This is a genomic window from Photorhabdus hainanensis (assembly GCF_018448965.1).
Taxonomy (GTDB): Bacteria; Pseudomonadota; Gammaproteobacteria; order Enterobacterales; family Enterobacteriaceae; genus Photorhabdus; species Photorhabdus akhurstii.
The window spans coordinates 183,558-206,123 of record NZ_RCWD01000003.1; the positions used below are offsets into that span (position 1 = coordinate 183,558).

The following is a 22,566-nucleotide window of genomic DNA, read 5'->3' on the forward strand; positions in this document are numbered from 1 at the left end:
GATAACCGCTGAGAATACCACGTTGTAGGTATACAGAATAAAAAGTTATAACAAATTATATAAATATTATTGAGTAAAAATAAGCGAATTATGATGAACATAATTCGCTCATATCAATTAACTTTCTGATTCAGAGTAAGTGATTAACGCCATGCTTTAAAACGATTAATCAATCCATTGGTTGAACTATCGTGGCTGATAACCTCTTCACTATCCTCAAGCTCCGGTAAAATACGGTTAGCCAATTGCTTACCCAATTCAACCCCCCACTGGTCAAAAGTAAAGATGTTGAGAATCGCCCCTTGTACAAATATCTTATGTTCATACATGGCAATCAACGCCCCCAAACTAAATGGGGTAATTTCACGTAACAGAATAGAATTAGTCGGGCGATTTCCTTCAAACACTTTAAATGGCGCAACATGTTCAACTTCAATCGCGAGTTTGCCACTGGCGACAAATTCAGCATCCACCTGCTCACGAGATTTACCAAAGGCTAATGCTTCCGTCTGAGCAAAAAAGTTTGATAACAATTTGCTGTGATGGTCGCTCAATGGGTTATGGCTGTTCGCCGGTGCAATAAAATCGCAGGGGATCAATTTAGTTCCCTGATGAATAAGCTGATAGAACGCGTGCTGACCATTTGTTCCAGGTTCTCCCCAGATGATTGGGCCAGTTTGGTAATCTACTGGATGACCATTGCGATCAATATATTTACCATTGGATTCCATATTGCCTTGCTGAAAATAGGCAGCAAAGCGATGCATGTACTGATCGTATGGCAGAATCGCTTCAGTTTCCGAACCAAAGAAATTGTTGTACCAAATACCAATTAACGCCAGCAATACAGGAATATTTTGCTCAAATGGGGTATTGGCAAAGTGCTGATCCATTGCATGCGCCCCACTAAGCAATTGTTCAAAATTTTCAAACCCGACAGAAAGTGCAATAGACAAACCAATCGCTGACCACAATGAATAGCGGCCGCCAACCCAATCCCAAAACTCAAACATATTTTTGGTATCAATACCAAATCGCTTAATTTCCTGCTCATTTGTAGAAAGCGCCGCGAAATGCTTTGCAATATGCCCTTCATCACCGGCACTTCTTAGGAACCAGTCACGGGCAGAGTGAGCATTGGTCATCGTTTCCTGAGTAGTGAACGTCTTGGAAGCAATGAGAAACAATGTCGTTTCCGGGTTAAGCGCTTTCAAGGTCTCCGCAATATGGGTTCCATCAACATTAGAAACAAAATGCATATTCAAGTGATTCTTATAAGGTTTCAGCGCTTCCGTCACCATATAAGGGCCAAGATCTGAACCACCGATACCGATATTCACCACATCAGTAATCACCTTACCGGTATAACCTTTCCACTCGCCATTAATCACTCGCTCACTGAAATCTTTCATTTTTGCCAACACCGCGTTGACCTGCCGCGTAACATCTTCCCCGTCAACCACAATCGGGGTATTACTGCGATTACGTAGTGCAATATGCAATACAGCGCGATCCTCAGTACGATTAATTTTCTCACCAGAAAACATACTGCGGATAGCCTCGGCAACATCCGTCTCTTTAGCAAGCGCCTGTAATTTTTCCAATGTCTCCGTTGTGATGCGATTTTTTGAAAAATCTACCAGAATCTGGTCATCGAATGTCGTTGAGAACTTAGCAAAACGATTTGGGTCCTGTTCAAACAATTCACGTATGTGAATATCCTTTATCTGCGCAAAATGCTGTTCTAACGCTTTCCAAGCTGAGGTTTGACTAGGATTGATATTTTTCATAGCTATGCTCTCTATCAACTGACTGTAAGTAATTGGAAGTAAAGAAAGATTGTAACCTGTAATTCTATGATTCGAGCCTCTTTTCCTTTAATCACTGATATTGGTCAAAACGATTAGGTTTTTCTAGTTCTATTTGCTGAGGTGTATACCTTATAGATTTCAAGATGCATCGCGACGGCAAGGGAGTGAATCCCCGGGAGCATAGCAAACTATGTGACCGGGGTGAGTGAGTGCAGCCAACAAAGAGGCAACTTGAAAGATGACGGGTATATAAAAAATAATTACCTCTCTCTACTATCCTCAATTTATTTTATGATTCTTATCGCGTCATGAAAGATATTGATGTCACTCTTCACCCCGTTGACTCAAACCCGTTAACCCGATATTTCTAAAAGACTATCCAGTTAACAGAAGGTTATCGCAATGAGTGCTGTTTCATCCCAATGCCCTGAAATTGGCGGGCATGTAGTCGCAAAATTTGGTGGTACCAGCGTGGCAAATTTCGATGCCATGAATAACAGTGCAGATATCGTACTGGCAAATAAAGCAGTACGTGTGGTTGTGCTGTCTGCTTCCGCCGGTGTAACCAACTTATTAGTTGCATTAGCGGCAGGCTGCGATGCAGATAAGCGGGTTGACTATTTGAAACAGATCCACGCCATTCAATACGCAATTATTGATCGCTTGCATGAATCCGATACTATTCGTCAAGAGATTAATCGTCTACTGGAAAGTATTAAAACCCTTGCTAAGGCCGCATCTCTGGCAACCTCTGCGGCTCTGACAGATGAATTAGTCAGCCACGGTGAACTGATGTCCACACGATTATTTACCGAATTGCTTCGCCAGCGTGGTAAAGATGTCGAATGGTTTGATATACGCAAGGTAATGTATACCAATGATTATTTTGGCCGTGCAGAACCAAACCATGAACAACTTCAGTCGTTGGCAACAGAACATCTCTTACCACAACTGAAAAATACCCTGGTTGTCACCCAAGGCTTTATTGGTCGTGAAGAGAACGGTCGTACCACTACACTGGGGCGCGGTGGCAGCGATTATACTGCGGCGCTCTTGGGAGAAGCCCTTGGCCTGAAACGCGTTGATATCTGGACAGATGTTCCGGGCATTTACACCACTGATCCACGAGTTGTTCCAACCGCCCAACGAATTGATCAGATTGCCTTTGATGAAGCGGCGGAGATGGCAACATTTGGTGCCAAAATTCTACATCCGGCAACGCTGTTTCCTGCTATTCGCTGTGGTATTCCAGTATTTGTCGGCTCTAGTAAAAACCCACAGGCCGGCGGTACGCTGGTCTGTGATACCACAGAAGCCCCCCCACAGTTCCGTGCTATTACCCTGCGCCAGAAACAGACGTTACTGACATTACACAGCCTGAAAATGCTACACGCACAGGGATTTTTGGCCGAAATATTTACTATTCTGTCACGTCATAATATCTCGGTGGATTTGATCACCACCTCGGAAGTCAATGTGGCATTAACACTCGACACCACTGGCTCCACCAGCACGAATGGCAGCCTGCTGACCAATGCGCTGATGACGGAGCTTTCGACACTGTGTCGGGTTGAAGTGGAAGAAGATCTGGCGCTAGTGGCAATTATTGGTAATCAGCTTTCTCAAACCAACGGATTAGGAAAAAAGGTTTTTAGTGTGTTGGAAAGATTCAATCTCCGCATGATCAGTCATGGCGCCAGCAACCATAACCTGTGCTTGCTTGTTCAAGGCAAAGATGCAGAACAAATTGTTCAAACCCTTCATCAGCGTTTGTTTGAATAAGTATAGTTTTTCAGGTAGTTAATATCCCATTCAGTCTTCTGACTGAGCGGGATATTACAATAAATCCATCATTTTACTCCCTGATAATTTATTATGTGGGAATACCAGTACTGACTTCCATGTTAAAAGAACAATTAACATCCTCTTAAGTAAATAAGAAGAAAAATAAGTTAACAATAACCTATGAAGGAAGAAATAATTTCAAATATAGACGCTCAGTAAAAATAGATTTACCATAGAAAATATATCAACAAGCAAGCAATTATTCACTATGGCAGGTGATCAAGCCAGTATTTTTACCTCCGACTGATCACCTGTCACTAACATTAAAAGAAGACTTTTTATAACTTAGATACTATTAGTCGTTCGTAATGTTGACCATAATGCTTTCATAGCTTTTCCTCGGGGGAAAGCAATATATTCCGGTTCAATTAACGACGGCCGCCAGCTCATTTTATATTGACGTTGCGAAGCCGCAGGATAAACAATGCCGCCTTTTGATGACAACCATTTAGCAATTTTATAAAAGATCGCCGAGTCATTAATGTATCCCTCCTCGCCGAACTCCACCAAAGGGGTGAAGCCCAAATGCAGGTAGGAAACTACCCCCTCTTTCAGGAAGTCATTAATCGCAGTTTCATTAATAAATTGCATCGTGCCGTCGGGTATACCCGGTTTTTTTCGAGATAGGTTATGAAACCATCCCGATGTTTCACCCCAAGTGTAACTATAAACAATATATGCCTGAATTTGTTCTCCCTGTGTTGCAATATAGACTCTGTGCTCGCCTGAATTCACTTCTACAGTGTTGAAATCAATCACCAATTTTTTCAGGACCTTCGCATGTTTTTCTTTCAACCAAAGCTGATTAATATGTTCTAGTTGTGGTTTAAATCGATAATATTCCTCTTGCGAGCAGATCTCTCGAACGGAAATCCCCGCTCTTCTGGATTTACTGATTTTATTTCTAAGCTGCTGAAACCGTTTGCCTTGCATATTATATCCATCAAGACTCAATGAATAACTCGCGCCAAGCTGGTTCACAGAAAAGCCATTATTTTTCAACAATACAAAATCGCTCTCATCACCGTGCAGAAAAACCGGGAAAGCCCGCTTTTCTTTGGTGAAGTTGAGAAAAGAGTGCAAAAGTGCAGCTCGTTCTTCTCCAGGAGCCAAAATACCACCTACACACATATGCAGATTTTTGTCCTGAAAGAAACCAATAGCCCCCTTTTGATTAGTAAACCAATACGTTTCACTATTGAACAACAGGCTACTCAACGGGTGCTTTGCATAGCAAAGCATTTTTCTGAGATGACTGTTGCCAAGAACATCCTGAGCGTTCCCGGTGGCAATTATCTGAGGAGCATCAAGCAACATGCTCATAACGCTCACCTTGATTATTTCGGGAATACTGGACAGGAATGAACCCATGCTTCCTGGCGATATCCCGAATCGCCAATGCATCATTATAATCAATAGATTTACCGATGCTTTGATGAACACTCACCCCTTCAAGCGCCACAGCGATAGTTTCTGATAAGCAGGCAAGATTTACCCCCGCAGGTACATCGATCACGTTGCTATCGCTATAGGTCACTTTCTCAGGCTGATAGACCAATCCCCCCTCGTAAATTTGATGATTGCCATCCCGAATGAAATCGAAAGGTCTGGCCGCATCAAAAACGATAGCGGAATCTTTTAAGTAATGCGTATTCAAGAAAGGCTTACCTTCACTCGTTGCCGAAACGATAAAATCCGCCTGACTCAAGGAGCGCTCATAACTCTCTATCGCCTCCAAACCAAAGGTATCAACGACCTCAAGAACTTGCTGATGTAATACTTGTGCATCTGTCACCCCCGGATTTTGTTTAAACAGCCATTTTCTCATCTTATCCATGACCGAATCTGGCTGGATAACATCATGTGTTCTTAACACTGCGGAAAGAAGCGCTTTGGTCAGTTCAGAGAGCAAGATGCGTGCTTTATTAGGACGGCTAACCAAAATAATCCGACCAAAGTTATGGGCTAAACCCGTGACTGAAAGCCTGCCTACGGAGCCTCTGGCGCCCACTACCGCCAATGTTTGCCGGGATGCGCTTTCCATCAACATTGAGCGTATCCCCTCAATTACCGCCATCGCAGTCAAAGAGTTGCCATTAGTCAATATCCGGCCCTGCCGATTATTCACCAAGCTATTGCCACCGTTAGTAATAACCGAGGTGTAAGCCCCTAAACCGACGATTTCAGCGCCATTTCTCTCCGCCACATCAAGATATTCCTTCATCAATACCGCCCGTTCTTTCGCCGATAATGCCATCATATCTTCGGGACTGATAGGTGAGAAAAGGAGCATACCATTCGCATATGCCGCTGAACTTTCGACACCAAACTCAATAGCGACATCAGGATTAAAATCAATCGAGGAAACCTGCATGATCCAGTCACTGAGCTGTTTCTGCTGCTCCAGAGTGTAATTCTCCTTTATTGACAGACAATAAGTGTGAGCAAGCTCATTGACCGAAGTAGTATGCATCAAGAAAGCGAATTTCTTACCCTCCGCCAATCCAGAGACAGGCGCTTTAATCTGAGCAATATTATTGTTTCTTGAAATTGGATAACTCACCGAAGGCGGCGGGAGATTCGCAACAGGTATGTCTATCAAGTGTGAAAAAAGAATGTCATATCGTCCATTCTGAACCAGTTGACATACCTCATCAAAAGCCGTGAAAAACGTCTTGATATCCTCTTTGGAAACGTTAAGCGGTGGTTCAAAACGTACAGAGCAAGGGCGAGACATTAACGGCATGGTGAAAAGGCCATAATATTTCAATAAGAAACTACAAATGATATAAGCCAGACCACCGCTTCTTTGACTGAAATTGATAAAGATATTGGAAGCCGCTTTGCTGTCCTGTATTTCAAGACCACGCATCAACCCAGCCCCTTGCCAGTAAAAATGCTCCGGGTATTTAGCAGACAATTGTTCAAGACATTCATCAACATAACGGCTGACTTCTTGAATATAGGTTAACGCTTTACCATCATCTTTAGTCAGATGCTCGATAACAGCAATCCCCATCGTCGCTGCCAGAACGTTATTGGCAAAAGTAGAGCTATGTTTCCTGTCAAACTCGGATAAATAAAGCTCATGTGAATACAACATCGCGCCAATCGGCGAGATACCAGCCCCTAATGCTTTGGAAAACAGGATCACATCCGGTTTCAAAGCATAGAGCGTGGCTGCACAGAATGACCCAAGCCTACCGATACCCGTCTGAACTTCATCAAATACCGACAATGTGCCATTCCCTTTACACAGTGCCAAAATCTTGGACAAGGTATCTGGTGGAATGACTTTCATTCCGCCTTCTCCTTGCACCGGTTCAATGATAAATGCGGCAAATTCCCGGCTCTCCAGCTTTCTTTTTATTTCATCCAAATCTTCACTATCAACCTGCTCATATAATTTATCATCGTAAATGAAATCGGCTTTAAACCGATGTGATCCTGTGGCGGATAATGCCGAATAAGTTTTACCATGAAAACTGCGATGCAAACTCAGAATACGCTTTCTGCCAGTAAACAGACGGGTAAATTTAATCGCAGCTTCTACTGTTTCAGCGCCGCTGTTAGTAAAAGTACAGTGGGTATATTTTTCCTTATCTATTTGCTCTGCAAGCATTTCAGCTAATAGCCGTACCTTTTTGTGAATATTGGGCTGAAAGAAGATAGGTTCTTTATTTTCAGTGAATCTATTAATTTCAGCGATAGCGAAATCAGGATTATGCCCAAATGGCAGCGCGCCATATTGAGCCAAAAAATCCTTAACAACCCGGCCATCCGATAATGTAAGCCGGTTATCTTCGGCAGACTTAATATCCAGCTCAAGGCCCACAGAGTTTAATAAATTCTCACGATATTGATTAACAAACATAGTTCTCTCTCTTTTTTTAAGTGTACAAAATCATGCTGTAGACAGCATGGAAAAATCCTTGAGTTATAAATAGGTGATTCTAAAAGTAATTAAGTTTGTTGTATGATCTGGTTAATCATTTGGAATTCTCCTATCGGATGAAATTTGAATAACTGTACTGCCAAATAGAAATTCATAATTTCTGGTGTTGTCATTACCTTAATTCCACCACAACATCGAAATATGAAACCGGCAGTTTCCTCAAGGATCTTTTCCAAGGTATAACGTAACGCGAGAATCTTGTGAACGGCATTTTCATCCTGGCTAGCATAAAAGGCAATAATCAACATCTGACCGAGAATAACATTAATCTTATAATCAGCTTGAGTCAGGGTATATTTAATTGGCTGCTGTTCTACTACCTTCTCAGGAATGAAGCGAGTAAGTCCATCAAGAATTCCAGAATAAGTATTAGCGGCAAAATAATTAAATAGTGATAAACCGCAGGAAAGCACCATCTGTTGTTCAATCCCCTTATAATGGGAAAGTCGTTTAGGTGATACTTCGGCATCCAAGAATTTGATTTCTTGATTATCACTTTCAGTCAAAATTCCCAATTTCCAAAAAGGAATAACCTTAGAGTTCTGCGTCGATTTAGAAATCAGCACAACTCTCATCTCATCGTCATTATCGGTATCGCAGACTGATAAAACATAATAGTCAGCAATCGAAGATAGAGAACAAGGTTTCTTCGAACCATTAACAAACAGCTTTCCCTCTTTTGAATGCATTTTAAGTGATGGTGTAAAAATATTCGTTCCAGGTAATCCTTCTGCAAAAGCAGAAGCAACCAACGCTTTTGATGCCATAACTTCATTCAATAATACGTTGCTGTCTTCGAATATGTCAGGAAACTTACTGCAAGCCAGTACAATATGATTATGCATTGTTAAGGCAATCCCAACAGCGGGAAGCCACGCAGAAGCTTCACGGATAGTATTACCCACTTGATGAAGCCCATCCATACTGGATTGAGCCATCAAACGCAGGCATTGTGAGGCGGCCTCAGAACCCAATAACAATCTTTTCAATCTATCTGGTGTCAAATGTTGGTATTTCCCGCTATTCTTCCTGAGTTCTTCAACAATATTTGTCATTTTTAATTCTCCTTTGCCTATTCAAACAACCTGCTGAATAAGGCCAATATCTACGCTAAGCCCATGTATTTAAGGCGTGACCGCTGCATCTGTTCAACCAAAGAATGAGATAGTTCAAGGCGAGATTCCACCGTAGAATCGGACAACAACATCCCAGGCGCTAATTCATAACCTTCAATCAAGCGCAAATGGTTCTGCATACCCCGTTGATAGAACATTTCACGCTCTATAAACAAGTCATCAACAGATACCTGGTTCCATAACGCCAATCCTTCTTCTATACACTCAAGAGCCGATTGCTTTAGAGAACTATCATTTTCGAGCGCCATCTTGACGATATTTGCACACACCGTTAGATGTCTTAATTCATCAGCATTAGCTCTGGCCTGTGTCTCAGCCGCCGCAATATCAAAAGGACGCCACTTGATCTCACTGAGTTCCGAAGTTGGCGCAAGTACGCCTTCCAAAACGACAGTAATAATCAACACACCTGCAATATAATCATTTTTCAACACTACCCATTTGTCGAAATAAGTTCTCAATGTCTCCAACATATTGGTCATTTTTCCTCGTAAGAGGCTTTCCATCTTTCCGGCCACATTGTCGATGTCCGCAAAGCCTATTCTGACCAGATGTTCTCTGAATAATTTAGCATGCCTGCCTTCATCGAATATCTGAGTCAGCATATAATCGAAGTTGATATTGTCAGGTGCCTTATCTGCAAGTAACAATAACGCTTTCGTTGCTTCATATTCCGAAATCGATTTAAAAGAAAGCTCCCGGATCAGAGACTCCCGTAAATCACCCGGCAAATAGGTTAATTTAGGATCATTGGCATAATGGCTTCTTTTTCTTTGTTCAACACTTATCTGTTCAGTGAACCACTCATCCAAGCCCCAATCTTTTGCCTGCATTTCTATTTCCGATGCCTGTTTAATTAGACTCATAAATAAATGCCCTTCCAAGTAAGTTATCTCTCTACAGTGATTTATTTCAATGAACAGTGGGTTGTTTAAATATATTAATAGATAACTTAGGGAAATTTCCCAAAACACCACGATCCAGGCAAATATGGACAAATAATGCAATAATGCTGTAATTGTCCTTAAAGAACCAGATCCAAAGCAAACTAATCACACTGAGTGTGAATAAATTGTGGCAGATATTATAAATGGTATAAAAAGCTGAAGGCGGAGTTTCTTTTTTATTCAGCAAACTCCAGATCCGCCCTGGGTAATAACCAATAATATCAATCAGAAAAAACAACAAAATAAATTGCCACCAATTTATATAACTTTCAAGCTGCCAGGTCAGAAATAAACTGATAAAAAACAATCCTAGAAATTCCCAACGCAGAATTTTCAATGTATTAATCATCTCTATTCTCCATTATTTCTCTTTTCATGATTGCAATAAGATCTCCTGGCTGTTTAATCCAGGCGCTGTGAGGATTACCTTTGAAAGATAAAGTTATTTCCCTAACTTCTGCGTTAGGTATAAGACTTGCTAGTACTTGAGTGGACTTTAACGGAGCCCAATTATCTCCTTTAAAACAGATATAAACAGCCTTGGATAAATTTTTATTCTCCTTACCCTTATAAGCACGGACATGATAATAATTTCCCGTACAAGCGGTTCTGGCCCAATCCCGCATTAATCCCTTAGCTTCTCTTATGCCAAAACCAATCTTTTTCCCAGGGAGATAACCATATAACGCAGTCAGAACATTAAAAATAATGGCTGCTGTTATTATCTGTACCCTCCCCATTCCCTGCCAATTCTTATACCATACGTTCCCGGTTGCCACACAAAACAGAGAAAATGGCCTGTCAGTCGAGCAGGCAAAGAGCGTCGCAATATGCCCCCCGAGACTGTGACCAAAGACAATAGGAATTTTATTGCTATTTAATTCAATAGCCTTGTCTAACATTGCCGGCAGATAATCTCGCAACAGATCGGAATAATCATAGTCATTTTCTCGACTTGGTTTAGGTTGACTGTCTCCATAGCCTGGCATATCAGCAGTGACAACCTGAAAACCCTCTTTTACCAGTTGTTGTATTAAAGTTTCATATTTCCTGATTTCCACACCAATAGCAGGTAACAATATAATAACTCTGCCATCACTATCTCCCCGATAAACTTTATAATTACAGAGAAAATTACCAGCCACTTTAAAGTAATTACCGTTAATATTATTTTTCATATCTATATGCTCTCAACAACTACATCACACTCCAGTGACTGACATTGGCGATAGATTCGCCAAAAAAATTTATATTTCAAATGCGATAGGTGTCAAATAGTTGTCCATCTCGCCAAACTACTAGTGATTTTCTAATTTGTTATTAACCAATACGAAATCCCCTTATACTTTCTTAGTAATAGGCTATAGATAAATCAAGGAACATATATTATTTTATAAATTATTTGTTGGAAAAATTATTTTACACATCAAAAAAATTTAGTTTCAAATGTAAACCATACCATTTAAACATTAATAAATAAGTTATTAATCAATAATAAAATATCAATTTTAAATGTATTGAATCTATATGAAACAATATTAACAGAAAGCTATAACCACATAAAATCACAAACAGTTAATAGTAAGAAGAGATAATCTTAGTTTAAAGAATACATAAGAACAATGAAATTTATTGATGAATCAATTCAAAAATATATTCGAAAAATTATTTCCTAACATTACTTTAATAAGTTAATTTATATTATTTTTATCTATATTTTACATGATGATATAATTAATGTTAATTAATTATATCATTACTACTATTTAATTAACGAAATTAACCAGCCATTCTATTCTTTTACTCAATGACTGGTTTTATATTAGTTTTAATTATAACGAATAATTTTATATATTTAAGTTATTCGTTTACAAAGACTGACTATACCAGCCCCTAAAATAAGTATTGGCAGAAGAGCAAGAATACCGCCCACTATAGGAGCCTGCAATCCGATAGAAACAAGGTATATAATCGGAACATAGAGAATAGATATAATGTAGGTACAGATAATTAATAAAATCAACGCAACGTTAAATTTATTGAACTCTCGTAACATCAAGTCCATTAATAAAAATAACAAAACAGGTAACGTAACAAGATAAGATGCAGTAGGTAAAATTAATGCGACGATAAGGCTAAGTAATCCAGCAACTATCCTTAACATGCTCCGAATATTTGATACCGTTCGGGGTGAAGATGAAAACCATATATTTCTTATCGCTAATGAGATAGAGAATAAAAATGTTAAAATACCTGTAACGAAAGCGGTAAATACAGACATGATAATCAGCCCAATATAGGGTACAGGAAAGTAAACTGCATCTACACTTTCTTTAAATATGTTAATCTCATCTTTTACCGCGAAATGCACTCCCAAATCCCGAACCGTTCGCTGATATCGCCACAAAGTTCCAAGGTTAAGATTCTCAACAGTATCACTCATACGGTGGTAATGCTCGTAACCCAAGATGGTAGCAAAATTCATCCCAGTAAACCCTCTATCCAGAAAGACGCTAAAATCTGTGTTATTCTGCAACATTTGGTACACGATGGGGCTAAATGAAAAAGCTACCGGCTTATAAGCATTCCGATTCCATTCTGAAACAAGCGCAAGATTTTTTGCCGATGTCTCAAATAAGAGCGGCACGCCATTATTTCCTCGAGCATCAAAATTAAAAACAACATCTATTGGTTGAGTAGTAATTTCATTAATATTCTTAACAAAGTGATACGCACCGAGTAATCCCAACTCTTCAGCATCAGAGAATAAGAATATAACGTTGTTTTTTATATCTGTTCTTTCAGCAAGATCCCGCATTAACTGGAGTACCGAAGCGACGGCCATACCATTATCGTTTGCTCCTGGCGCAGTCCTTACACTGTCATAATGCGAAACAAATAATAAGGTTCCTTTTGGCGAAGGAACCTCCAACTTTGCAATAAGATTTGTTCCAGTTAATTCTGATTTATCTTCCACTTGTTTTGCAAAGTTGCCTGTATTTATCCTGGCAAACTCTTTATCAAAAGCTTGTCGTTGTTGACTATTGAAGCCTGAATATATTCTCTTCTGCCGAGAGGCCAAATCATCCGCCGAGTAATGAAATGTCTGTTCAGTAACGTTATATCCCATATTATTCATTTCGTTAATCAGGTAAGCCCGAATTAACGCTTGCCGTGTTGAAGCCGCAGGATGAGGTTCCGCAGCAATAACACCAAGTGTTCTCATCACATTCTTAAACCCACTCTCTTTGAAATATTCAACAGGAACTTTATCAGGAAGTACCAAACCGATACCCTGAATAATCGCTACAATTAAAGTTGTTAGAAAACAGATAATCAAAAAAATGCGCTTCATTAAATTCTCCCATTCCGAAAAAATAGTAACAAAATATTATCCTTGATATAATTAATAATATTTTCTCATGTTTTTACAATTCAAATGAAAATATAAAAAATTAATTAAAATAATTACGACTAATTTAAAACAATATAAAACATTATTTTTAACAATAACAGACGCTCTTTTATAATTATATAATCAAAAAATAGTTAGATAAAAACCATATTACCTATAAATTCCCCAAGGTATTATTTACACATTCTTCCTACTGAAATACGACTAATATCATTAGCTAATTCCTAAAAAGATCGCTTATTCCATTCTACAAAGATTACCTGGATAACAGGAATTACAGTTTATATATAGAAAGTATCAGCAAACTTTAGCAGTTTATATCGTGCCGAACCAACAATGTCAGCTATTTATATTTATAGATAGTAAACCATTACCATATTAATAATATTGTATATTTACAGTGAATTAACTATCATAACCCCCGAAGCAATAAGAAATGCAAACCCGGAAAAGCAGCAATCAGCAAGTGGCCAAAATATGCGATTACTGACCATTCGCCAATTTGTTTCGCTACTCCTGTACATCCGGCTCATATTTGCTAAAAGTTCCAAGCCAGCGCTATCAATCATAACGATTCTAGGCAAAATTTTGAGATTTCTTCAAATCTCAATGATAGGTAGCATTTTCCACACATCGGATGAGTGTTTTTCAGGTTTATCGTCCATAATGAGAAATGAAAATGAATTCCATCTTATTATTCAGAGGGTATTTCGATGAGCACTGCCGTTACCAGTAAAAAAACAAAAAAAACTAAGATTACGGCGAATAATGCTGTTGCTAACGGACAAGTACAGTCATTAAGTCGCGGCCTGACACTTTTGGAATATATTTCCGAGTCACCCGGTGGTATCGCCTTGACTGATTTAGCCCAACAAGCCGGATTACCAAATTCCACCACTCACCGCCTTTTGACCACTTTGCAACAGCACGGTTTTGTCCGTCAGATTGGCGATTTAGGGTTATGGGTTATCGGTTCACACACTTTTATTGTCGGCAGCAGTTTCTTACAGAGCCGAAATTTATTGGCACTCATTCACCCGATTCTCCGCCGCTTGATGGAAGATTCCGGTGAAACGGTTAATTTAGCGATTCTTGATCACAGTGAATATGAAGCGGTTATTGTCGATCAGGTACAGTGTAATGCATTGATGAGAATGTCCGCCCCTATCGGAGGTAAATTGCCGATGCATGCTTCCGGAGCTGGCAAAGCATTTCTTTCAACATTGTCAGATAACCAACTGGTTCAATTACTACATAAGAAAGGACTTCATTCTTACACACAACATACCAAGACAACCCCTTCGAGTTTAAAAGAAAATCTGGAACAAGCACGTAAACAAGGATATTCGTTCGATGATGAAGAACATGCTTTAGGTCTGCGCTGTATTGCTGCCTGTATTTATGATGAGCATCACCAAGCCTTTGCGGCTATTTCCATTTCCGGCCCAGTCTCACGGATCACTGATGATCGAATCACTGAACTTGGTGCTTTGGTGATCCGGGCAGCAAAAGAGATCAGTAAAGAATATGGCGGGATTCGTTAATTCTTTTTCTTAAATTATCATATGATTCTCAGGGCATTGATTTTTTCGTGCCCTGTCTTTTCAGACCAATAAATTCAACTTAATTTATCATCCCTCTGAAAATATTATCGGCAACATAATAGAATAATAACAAAACTATTTAATCAGTTTAAAAATAATATCAACAACAAATGAGAAAAAGAATCCAAAAATAATTATATTTCCGGATTCTTACATATATATAAGAATTAGTTAATGGAACACTAATCGATGAGTATCATCCTGATTAAATCGCTTTTGATAAATTCCAAGTACCTGTTCCATTGCCCCGGTTAGAAAGACGTGAAGTATATACATTATATACCGCGCCAGCAGCAGTAGCATTGAAACAAGTATCGAGAAATCCTCCACGTACGTTATTATAACCATTCAGAAAACGGATAACATCACCTTCACGAACTTTGCCATCATATCCACTGGTTGTATCTGAAAAAATATACCATGTCAGAGTATCAACTGGACGCGCAGCTTTATCCGCCGTATAAACATTATAAAGTTCAGGTGACGGCGCATGACCATTAGTGCCGAGATATCCCCCATTATTCTGGTAAAGATTGAAAAGAAACACAGTATCACCACTGTAAACCTCTGTCCCTATGGCTTTTCCGCTCGTAGACAAAATTTGCCATGTTCCCGTACCTGTACCCGGAGCGCGGTTCGGCGAAGCCGCCGTGTATACGTTATATTTTGCGCCTTGCGCGGTTGCATGACCATTAGTGTCCAGATAACCACCATTTCCATTATTATAGTTGTTTTTAATATGAATTAAATCACCGTATAAAATTACACTAGCCATTATTATATCCTTAAATACTTTCGCGAAGTTATATGTATGTTATATGAGAATTTTCATGTATTTAATTTAGAGTCAAAAATATCAATTCTTTTTATAACCGCTAGCCGTGGCTAAAAATCCTTGATTCCCAAACTCTATAAAATTATAGAACTTCCACAAATAAGTGGATCTATTTTTATTTCTTAAAGAAATCATTAAATATATGTTTTTAATTCACATTCCAATTATGCCTTCATAATAAGAAATATATTTCATATTGAATCCCAAGTTTATTTTTATTAGGAATATTCATACCCCGCACAAGAACAAATAGGGATTAATTTATATTTAATTTAGAGAAATAATTTAATGAGGATAATAATATTAGCTATTGGTGAAAATGGCGATCGCTAACAGCAATCGCCAATTCCCAATAAAATCAGGCTGAAACTTTAGCAATAGAGTAAGTTTCTATCTCAGTACGTTGACTAAACCGCTGTTTGCGACGATACGCAAACACATCTTCCACATGACCATTTCTAATCCGTTCCTGTAACGCCCGCCAGTAGTCTGCTTTAAATAAATCACTATGCATCTCTTCAAAATAGAGACGAATATGATTGTCAGTGCAAAGAAAATGTCGGAATTCCTCAGGAAAAACATCATTTGCCGCCACGCTGTACCACGGTTCACCAGCAAGTTCATCTTCTGGATAACGCGGTGGCGGTATATCCCGGAAATTAACCTCTGTCATATAACAGATTTCATCATAGTCGTAGAACACCACTCGTCCATGTCGCGTTACACCAAAGTTTTTAAACAGCATATCTCCAGGGAAAATATTCGCCGCTGCAAGTTGTTTAATTGCATTGCCGTACTCTTCGATAGCATCTTTCAGCTTCTGCTCTTCTACCTGTTCCATATAGATATTTAACGGTGTCATCCGCCGTTCCATATACAGATGTTTAATCAGGATTTTATCACCCAAATCTTCCAGCTTTTCCGGCACTTCTTTCTGCAACTCTTCCATTAGTTCAGGACTAATGCGGGCTTTATCAATAACAAAATTTTCAAATTCCTGCGTGTCGGCCATTCTCCCCACCCGATCATGTTCCTTGACCAGACGGTAACACTCCTGTACCCGCTCCTGCGTCACCTCTTTCTGCGGCGCAAATCTATCTTTAATCACCTTAAAGACGCGATCAAATGAAGGCGAAGTGAATACCAACATCACCATCCCTTTAACACCGGGAGCAATCATAAATTTCTCTTTGCAGAAGGTAATAAACGCCAGATATTCCCGGTAATATTCGGTTTTACCATGCTTCTGGCAGCCAATTGCCATATAAAGTTCAGACGTTGACTTAGCGGGCAGAATTTCTCTCAACCACTCAACTAAAGCCGCAGGCAAAGGCGCATAAACCATAAAATAGGAACGGGCGAAACCAAATACAATGCTGGCATCAGCATAATCAGTCAGGCAGGTATCGATAAATATCCCGCCAGATTCATTATGATGGATCGGCAACAAGAAAGGGTAAACTTGACTTCCCATGCGGATCTTACCTACCAACCAAGCCGCTTTGTTACGATAAAACAGTTCATTAGCTATCTGGAAAGTTGCCTGTAATAATTCTTCGACTGGAAATGTTTGTTGTAGATAGTCCGTAATATAATGAACATCTCTCGCTAAATTTTCCCAAGGCAAACGTAGCGGCAGATCATTAAGGATTGTCCGTAACATTGAGGCAAGATCTCCATTAGGGAAAAAATCACGCGACAACGGACGGGGAATGTCCCGGAATCTCCGGGCAGGCTGAGAAGTAAAAATAAATAATTTATCCGGTGTCAGATTACGATGCTCAAACAGACGGCAATAAACAGAATTAAAAAAACTCTCGGCAATTTCAAACCGGGGATAATCCGGCAATAAACTGGTATAAACAACTTTTACTTTGCCAATGTACTCTTCATCATATCCGAAAGCGCCATGTATGCATTTAAGCTGCTCAACCACCAACCCAACATGATGATCATAAAGATTGATGCGCTTTTTCATCGCTTGCTGAACAGCGAGCCAGTCCGCCTGTTCAAAGCGTTGTTGCGCACCGGAAGTCACTTCCAGAAAGCGACCATATTGTGCATCGAATCCCTGTAAAATAGTCTGCGCTATCAGATGTGCCGAATCTATCCCCATCGCAACTCCTCAATATATTCAGCCTGCAATAGGCAGGCTGAAATTCATAGGGTATAGAACAATCAGAACTGTTGCTCTTCTGTGGAACCTGTCAATGCGGTTACTGACGATGTTCCCCCTTGAATAATCGTTGTGACTTTATCGAAATAACCTGTGCCAACTTCCTGCTGATGAGAAGAGAAGGTATAACCACGGTTAATTGATCCAAACTCTCTTTCCTGTACTTTCTCCACATAATGTTTCATGCCTTCACCCTGCGCGTAAGCATGCGCCAAGTCGAACATGTTGAACCACATACTGTGGATACCCGCCAGAGTAATAAATTGGAATTTATATCCCATTGCTGACAGTTCATCCTGGAAACGGGCAATCGTCTTATCATCCAGATTCTTTTTCCAATTGAACGATGGAGAACAGTTGTAAGCTAGCAATTTACCGGGATATTTAGCATGAATCGCCTCAGCAAAACGACGGGCCATTTCAATATCAGGTGTTGATGTTTCACACCATATCAAGTCAGCATACGGCGCATAAGCCAAACCACGACTAATCGCTTGATCGATCCCCGCACTGGTGCGGAAGAACCCTTCAACAGTCCGTTCGCCAGTAATGAACTCACTGTCATAAGCGTCACTGTCAGAGGTTAACAAATCGGCTGCATCAGCATCCGTACGAGCAATCAACAGGGTAGGCACGCCAGAAACATCCGCCGCCAAACGCGCAGCGACCAATTTTTGAATAGCCTCTTGTGTCGGAACCAGAACTTTACCGCCCATGTGACCACATTTTTTCACCGCAGCAAGTTGATCTTCAAAGTGAACAGCCGCAGCACCCGCTTCAATCATGGCTTTCATCAATTCAAAAGCATTCAGAACACCACCAAATCCTGCTTCCGCATCCGCCACAATTGGCAGAAAATAATCGATATATTCCTGATTATCAGCATCAATACCATTTGCCCACTGAATTTGATCTGCCCGACGGAAACTGTTGTTAATACGTTTTACCACCGCCGGGACTGAATCCACCGGATACAAGGACTGATCAGGATACATACTGGATGCCGTGTTAGCATCAGCCGCAACCTGCCACCCAGAAAGATAAATCGCCTCAATACCCGCTTTTGCCTGCTGTAATGCTTGCCCGCCAGTCAATGCCCCCAATGAGTTGACATAGCCTTTCTTAGCTTTGCCATGTAGCAGTTCCCACAGCTTTTTAGCGCCAAACTGTGCCAGTGTATGTTCTGGATTAACCGAACCACGCAATTTAACTACATCTTCCGCACTGTACGGGCGAATAATCCCATTCCAACGGTCACTTTTCCATTCTTGTTCCAGTTGAGCGATTTGTTGAGTTCTGGAGATTGTCATAACTTCTACTTCCTACCTTTAGTTAAATTAATCGGATAATGGTGTTTTGTTATTATTCGTTTCTTAAATTTTTCTAATGTTATTGGCTCTAATCAAGCAATTGATATCCCGGCAACGTCAGGAAATCTATCAACTCGTCCTGAGTGGTAATGCGCTCCATCAACTTGGCCGCATCGCTAAATCGCCCTTGGCTGAAACGTGTTTCTCCAACCTCTTGCTTAATAACCTCCATTTCCTCTGCCAACATTTGACTAAACAAACTTTTTGTCACTTTTTTACCGTTGGATAATGATTTTTCGTGGTGAATCCACTGCCAAATGGATGTCCGGGAAATTTCGGCTGTCGCAGCATCTTCCATCAAACCATAGATAGGCACGCATCCATTTCCTGAAATCCACGCTTCAATGTACTGAACGGCTACACGAATATTGGCTCGCATACCTTCTTCAGTACGATCGCCTGGGCAAGGTTCCAGCAATTGAACCGCGGTAATCGGTGCATCTTCTTCACGGAAGATATCTAACTGGTTTTGCCGCTCCGCCAAGACCTTATCGAAAACCTCCACCACCGTGTCGGCAAGACCGGGATGGGCAATCCATGTACCATCATGACCATTACGTGCTTCTAACTCTTTATCCGCCCGGACTTTATCTAGTACCCAGTTGTTGCGTTCAATATCTTTACTCGGGATAAAAGCAGCCATCCCCCCCATCGCAAATGCTCCGCGCTTATGGCAGGTTTTGATCAACAGACGGGAATAAGCGTTGAGGAAAGGTTGATCCATCGTGACAGATTGACGATCAGGCAGAACCCGATCACTATGATTTTTCAGTGTTTTAATGTAGCTGAAAATGTAATCCCAACGGCCACAATTAAGGCCAACGATATGGTGCCGAAGATGATAAAGAATCTCATCCATCTGGAATACAGCAGGCAGAGTTTCAATCAATACCGTTGCTTTGATTGTGCCCCTCGGTAATTCAAAACGATCTTCGGCAAAACTGAATACATCACTCCACCACTGAGCTTCATGGTAGGACTGAATTTTTGGTAAATAGAAATAGGGGCCGCTTCCCTTTGCCAACAATTGTTTATGGTTGTGGTAAAAATAGAGCGCAAAATCAAACAATCCACCGGCGATTGGCTCATGCTGATAAAGAACATGTTTTTCCGGTAAATGAAGTCCTCTTACCCGTGCGATCAAAACAGCCGGGTCAAGTTGCAATTGATACTGCTTACCTTGCTCATTAACATAAGAAATTGTGCCATTAACCGCATCACGCAGGTTGATTTGCCCTTCAATCACCTTATCCCAAGCCGGTGCTAAGGAATCTTCGAAATCCGCCATGAAAACTTTTACGTTAGCATTCAAGGCGTTGATAACCATTTTCCGTTCTACTGGTCCAGTGATTTCTACTCTGCGATCACGGAGATCCGCCGGAATATTTTGAATTTCCCACTCACTCTCGCGAATGGAACTGGTTTCCGAAATAAAATCAGGCAATTCACCATCATCAATTTTCTTTTGCCAAATATCCCGATCGACTAACAATTTTTTCCGTGCATCAGTAAACCGAACAACCAGATCTTTCAGAAAATCTACCGCCTCAGGTATCAAAATCTCCTGCTCTGCCGCTCCAAATCGTTTAATAAACGATAATTCAGTCGCTAAAGTTTGCTGCGTCATTCATCTATCCTCATTTTAAAGCCACCTGAATAAGAGTAATAGATATTTAAAATAAATCAAAAACGATTTCCATTTTTTTAAAAATTTATTTTTATCCAATAAAAAACAATTAGTTATAAAGGAAATCACTTATTTTAAATTAGAGAAATTGATTCCATAAATCATAAGATCATTTGGTTAAGTTTTTGTTATATAAGATAAACTACAAAAAGTGCGATATTTTGATAGGTACTAATGACAGGAGATCAGAAAAAATCAGAAGGGTTAAATGGCTGAATTTCAGCCATTTATAAAGATATTAATCCAGTGTTGGATTCATGTAGGTAAGATCATATGGCGTGATCTGGTACACATAATAATTTAGCCAGTTGGAAAATAATAAATGCCCGTGACTACGCCATGATGCCAGTGGTTTTCTTTCTGGATTATTATCTGGAAAATAATTTATTGGGATCTTTGGCTCCAAACCTGCTGCTAAATCGCGTAAATATTCACTCGCCAGCGTTCCGGCATCATATTCAGGATGCCCAGTGACAAATACCATACGCTTATCTTTACTCGCCAGTAAATACACCCCCGCATCCTCAGAATTGCAAAGAATATCCAGATCAGTATGTTCACGAATAACCTGCTCAGGAAAATCTGCATAGCGAGAATGAGGCGCAAAAAAAGATTCATCAAAGCCGCGAGTCAATAATGCTAAAGGCTCCAAAGTAGAATGATAATAAACACCGGATAGTTTTACTTCTCTGGTAAGCTTCGGTAAGTCATACAAAATATTCAAAGCTGCTTGCACAGCCCAACAAATAAATAGAGTAGAAGTGACATGCTCCTTCGCCCAACGAATTATTCTCTCTATCTGCTCCCAATATGCCACATCTTCGAATTCAACTAATCCTAATGGCGCACCAGTAACAATTAAGCCATCAAAATTTTGATGTTTTATCCGTTCGAAATCACAATAAAAGTTATTCAAGTGCTCAGCGGGCGTATTCCTGCACTTCCGGTTATCTACTCTCAGTAGCTGGATATCTACCTGTAAAGGCGTGTTGGATAATAATCTTAGAAATTGATTTTCAGTCTCAATTTTCTTTGGCATCAGGTTAAGCAGCAATACCTTTAGTGGACGTATATTTTGAATATTCGCACGGGTAGATGTCATTACGAACACATTCTCATTTCGTAAAAAATTCACTGCGGGTAATTCATCCGGTATACAAATTGGCATGCTATGACCTCGATTTTTTATCCATTTACACGTTTAGACTTCTAGACAGCTAAATCTAACTAAGTATTAACAAAATGTCGAGGCTTTACAAGTAAGCTGAAATTATTTCATTTTTGGTCATATTTCGATATTCAATATATAAATAATTAATAGTTTTTAATATTATAAAAATGAAATAATTTCAATTTTATTTTTGTAATAAAAGACATAAAACTGACATTACTTAAATATTTGAAATAAATCACCTAAAATTTAATAATATTATTTTTAAATATCGAATAATTTAATATAAAATGACGCAATATATAAATAATTCAATTTCAAAACTATAAATATAAAAACAATATATTCTAATAAAGAAACAAAATTATTTTATAAATCGGCCATGTATTAAAGTAATTTTGGGATGCAAAGTATCGAGGACAACATAGCCACAGAGCAACCGCAGGAATGGCTCACAAGGGAATCTACCAGCCGCAGATGGTAAAAAGGTCGCGGTAGGAATAGCCGTTACCGGCTACCCCCCGCACAGATCCGGACGTGCGCTACTAACGCATCCGGCTCCTACCTCGGGTGTTTGGCGTAAAAGCGCTGCAAAGGATAAGGATGTACAATTC

15 protein-coding genes are annotated in these 22,566 nt (G+C 39.8%); 2 read left to right on the forward strand and 13 right to left on the reverse strand.

Going from position 1 to position 22,566, the window contains the following annotated elements:
• Positions 1-143 precede the first annotated feature (143 nt).
• Positions 144-1,790 (reverse strand): glucose-6-phosphate isomerase, encoded by a 1,647-nt coding sequence (gene pgi, locus EAE92_RS03380; protein WP_214067043.1) that lies wholly within the window; start codon positions 1,788-1,790, stop codon positions 144-146.
• Between the two features lie 423 nt (positions 1,791-2,213).
• Here pgi and lysC point away from each other — a divergent pair, with 423 nt between their 5' ends.
• Complete coding sequence (gene lysC / locus EAE92_RS03385; protein ID WP_214067044.1) at positions 2,214-3,593, forward strand: lysine-sensitive aspartokinase 3; 1,380 nt, start codon at positions 2,214-2,216, stop codon at positions 3,591-3,593.
• 348 nt (positions 3,594-3,941) lie between these two features.
• Here lysC and EAE92_RS03390 read toward each other — a convergent pair whose 3' ends face one another.
• From EAE92_RS03390 to EAE92_RS03420, 7 genes are all read right to left on the reverse strand, one after another.
• Positions 3,942-4,979: a DUF2156 domain-containing protein gene (locus tag EAE92_RS03390; protein ID WP_214067045.1), complete on the reverse strand. Its 1,038-nt coding sequence runs from the start codon at positions 4,977-4,979 to the stop codon at positions 3,942-3,944.
• On the reverse strand, positions 4,963-7,530 hold the full coding sequence (locus tag EAE92_RS03395; RefSeq protein WP_214067046.1) for an aminotransferase class III-fold pyridoxal phosphate-dependent enzyme: 2,568 nt from the start codon (positions 7,528-7,530) through the stop codon (positions 4,963-4,965). The genes EAE92_RS03390 and EAE92_RS03395 overlap by 17 nt, the downstream gene beginning before the upstream one ends.
• A gap of 89 nt (positions 7,531-7,619) precedes the next feature.
• Positions 7,620-8,666 carry an acyl-CoA dehydrogenase gene (locus EAE92_RS03400; protein WP_214067047.1) on the reverse strand — a complete coding sequence of 349 codons (1,047 nt, stop codon included), beginning with the start codon at positions 8,664-8,666 and terminating at the stop codon, positions 7,620-7,622.
• Between the two features lie 50 nt (positions 8,667-8,716).
• Complete coding sequence (locus EAE92_RS03405; RefSeq protein ID WP_214067048.1) at positions 8,717-9,613, reverse strand: hypothetical protein; 897 nt, start codon at positions 9,611-9,613, stop codon at positions 8,717-8,719.
• A gap of 46 nt (positions 9,614-9,659) precedes the next feature.
• Positions 9,660-10,043 (reverse strand): hypothetical protein, encoded by a 384-nt coding sequence (locus EAE92_RS03410; RefSeq protein WP_040154052.1) that lies wholly within the window; start codon positions 10,041-10,043, stop codon positions 9,660-9,662.
• Entirely contained in the window at positions 10,036-10,872 is an 837-nt protein-coding gene (locus EAE92_RS03415; RefSeq protein ID WP_214067049.1) for an alpha/beta fold hydrolase, read from the reverse strand. Before EAE92_RS03415 ends, EAE92_RS03410 begins: the two co-directional genes overlap by 8 nt.
• 677 nt (positions 10,873-11,549) lie before the next feature.
• The gene (locus EAE92_RS03420) at positions 11,550-13,049 is read right to left on the reverse strand and encodes a M28 family metallopeptidase (protein ID WP_214067050.1); all 1,500 of its coding nucleotides are present in this window, start codon (positions 13,047-13,049) and stop codon (positions 11,550-11,552) included.
• Between the two features lie 773 nt (positions 13,050-13,822).
• On the opposite strand from EAE92_RS03420, the gene iclR reads away from it, so the two are divergent.
• Entirely contained in the window at positions 13,823-14,653 is an 831-nt protein-coding gene (gene iclR / locus EAE92_RS03425; protein ID WP_036811496.1) for a glyoxylate bypass operon transcriptional repressor IclR, read from the forward strand.
• A 265-nt stretch (positions 14,654-14,918) separates the two neighbouring features.
• On the opposite strand, the gene EAE92_RS03430 is transcribed toward iclR, so the two are convergent.
• The 5 genes from EAE92_RS03430 to metA form a co-directional block, all read right to left on the reverse strand.
• On the reverse strand, positions 14,919-15,488 hold the full coding sequence (locus EAE92_RS03430; protein ID WP_214067051.1) for a hypothetical protein: 570 nt from the start codon (positions 15,486-15,488) through the stop codon (positions 14,919-14,921).
• A 418-nt stretch (positions 15,489-15,906) separates the two neighbouring features.
• A complete protein-coding gene (aceK, locus tag EAE92_RS03435; protein WP_214067052.1) occupies positions 15,907-17,664 on the reverse strand; it encodes a bifunctional isocitrate dehydrogenase kinase/phosphatase in 1,758 nt (585 codons plus the stop codon).
• Between the two features lie 62 nt (positions 17,665-17,726).
• Positions 17,727-19,034, reverse strand: a complete 1,308-nt coding sequence (gene aceA, locus EAE92_RS03440; protein WP_214067053.1) for an isocitrate lyase — start codon at positions 19,032-19,034, stop codon at positions 17,727-17,729.
• Positions 19,035-19,122: 88 nt separating this feature from the next.
• Positions 19,123-20,721, reverse strand: coding sequence for a malate synthase A (aceB, locus tag EAE92_RS03445; protein ID WP_214067054.1), 1,599 nt, complete (start codon positions 20,719-20,721; stop codon positions 19,123-19,125).
• Between the two features lie 298 nt (positions 20,722-21,019).
• On the reverse strand, positions 21,020-21,949 hold the full coding sequence (gene metA, locus EAE92_RS03450; RefSeq protein ID WP_036811487.1) for a homoserine O-acetyltransferase MetA: 930 nt from the start codon (positions 21,947-21,949) through the stop codon (positions 21,020-21,022).
• Positions 21,950-22,566 lie beyond the last annotated feature (617 nt).

Bases quoted from the DNA above. Each gene is read 5' to 3' on its own strand.
- pgi (WP_214067043.1), bottom strand. From the start codon at position 1,790: ATGAAAAATATCAATCCTAGTCAAACCTCAGCTTGGAAAGCGTTAGAA.
- lysC (WP_214067044.1), top strand. From the start codon at position 2,214: ATGAGTGCTGTTTCATCCCAATGCCCTGAAATTGGCGGGCATGTAGTC.
- EAE92_RS03390 (WP_214067045.1), bottom strand. From the start codon at position 4,979: ATGAGCATGTTGCTTGATGCTCCTCAGATAATTGCCACCGGGAACGCT.
- EAE92_RS03395 (WP_214067046.1), bottom strand. From the start codon at position 7,530: ATGTTTGTTAATCAATATCGTGAGAATTTATTAAACTCTGTGGGCCTT.
- EAE92_RS03400 (WP_214067047.1), bottom strand. From the start codon at position 8,666: ATGACAAATATTGTTGAAGAACTCAGGAAGAATAGCGGGAAATACCAA.
- EAE92_RS03405 (WP_214067048.1), bottom strand. From the start codon at position 9,613: ATGAGTCTAATTAAACAGGCATCGGAAATAGAAATGCAGGCAAAAGAT.
- EAE92_RS03410 (WP_040154052.1), bottom strand. From the start codon at position 10,043: ATGATTAATACATTGAAAATTCTGCGTTGGGAATTTCTAGGATTGTTT.
- EAE92_RS03415 (WP_214067049.1), bottom strand. From the start codon at position 10,872: ATGAAAAATAATATTAACGGTAATTACTTTAAAGTGGCTGGTAATTTT.
- EAE92_RS03420 (WP_214067050.1), bottom strand. From the start codon at position 13,049: ATGAAGCGCATTTTTTTGATTATCTGTTTTCTAACAACTTTAATTGTA.
- iclR (WP_036811496.1), top strand. From the start codon at position 13,823: ATGAGCACTGCCGTTACCAGTAAAAAAACAAAAAAAACTAAGATTACG.
- EAE92_RS03430 (WP_214067051.1), bottom strand. From the start codon at position 15,488: ATGGCTAGTGTAATTTTATACGGTGATTTAATTCATATTAAAAACAAC.
- aceK (WP_214067052.1), bottom strand. From the start codon at position 17,664: ATGGGGATAGATTCGGCACATCTGATAGCGCAGACTATTTTACAGGGA.
- aceA (WP_214067053.1), bottom strand. From the start codon at position 19,034: ATGACAATCTCCAGAACTCAACAAATCGCTCAACTGGAACAAGAATGG.
- aceB (WP_214067054.1), bottom strand. From the start codon at position 20,721: ATGACGCAGCAAACTTTAGCGACTGAATTATCGTTTATTAAACGATTT.
- metA (WP_036811487.1), bottom strand. From the start codon at position 21,949: ATGCCAATTTGTATACCGGATGAATTACCCGCAGTGAATTTTTTACGA.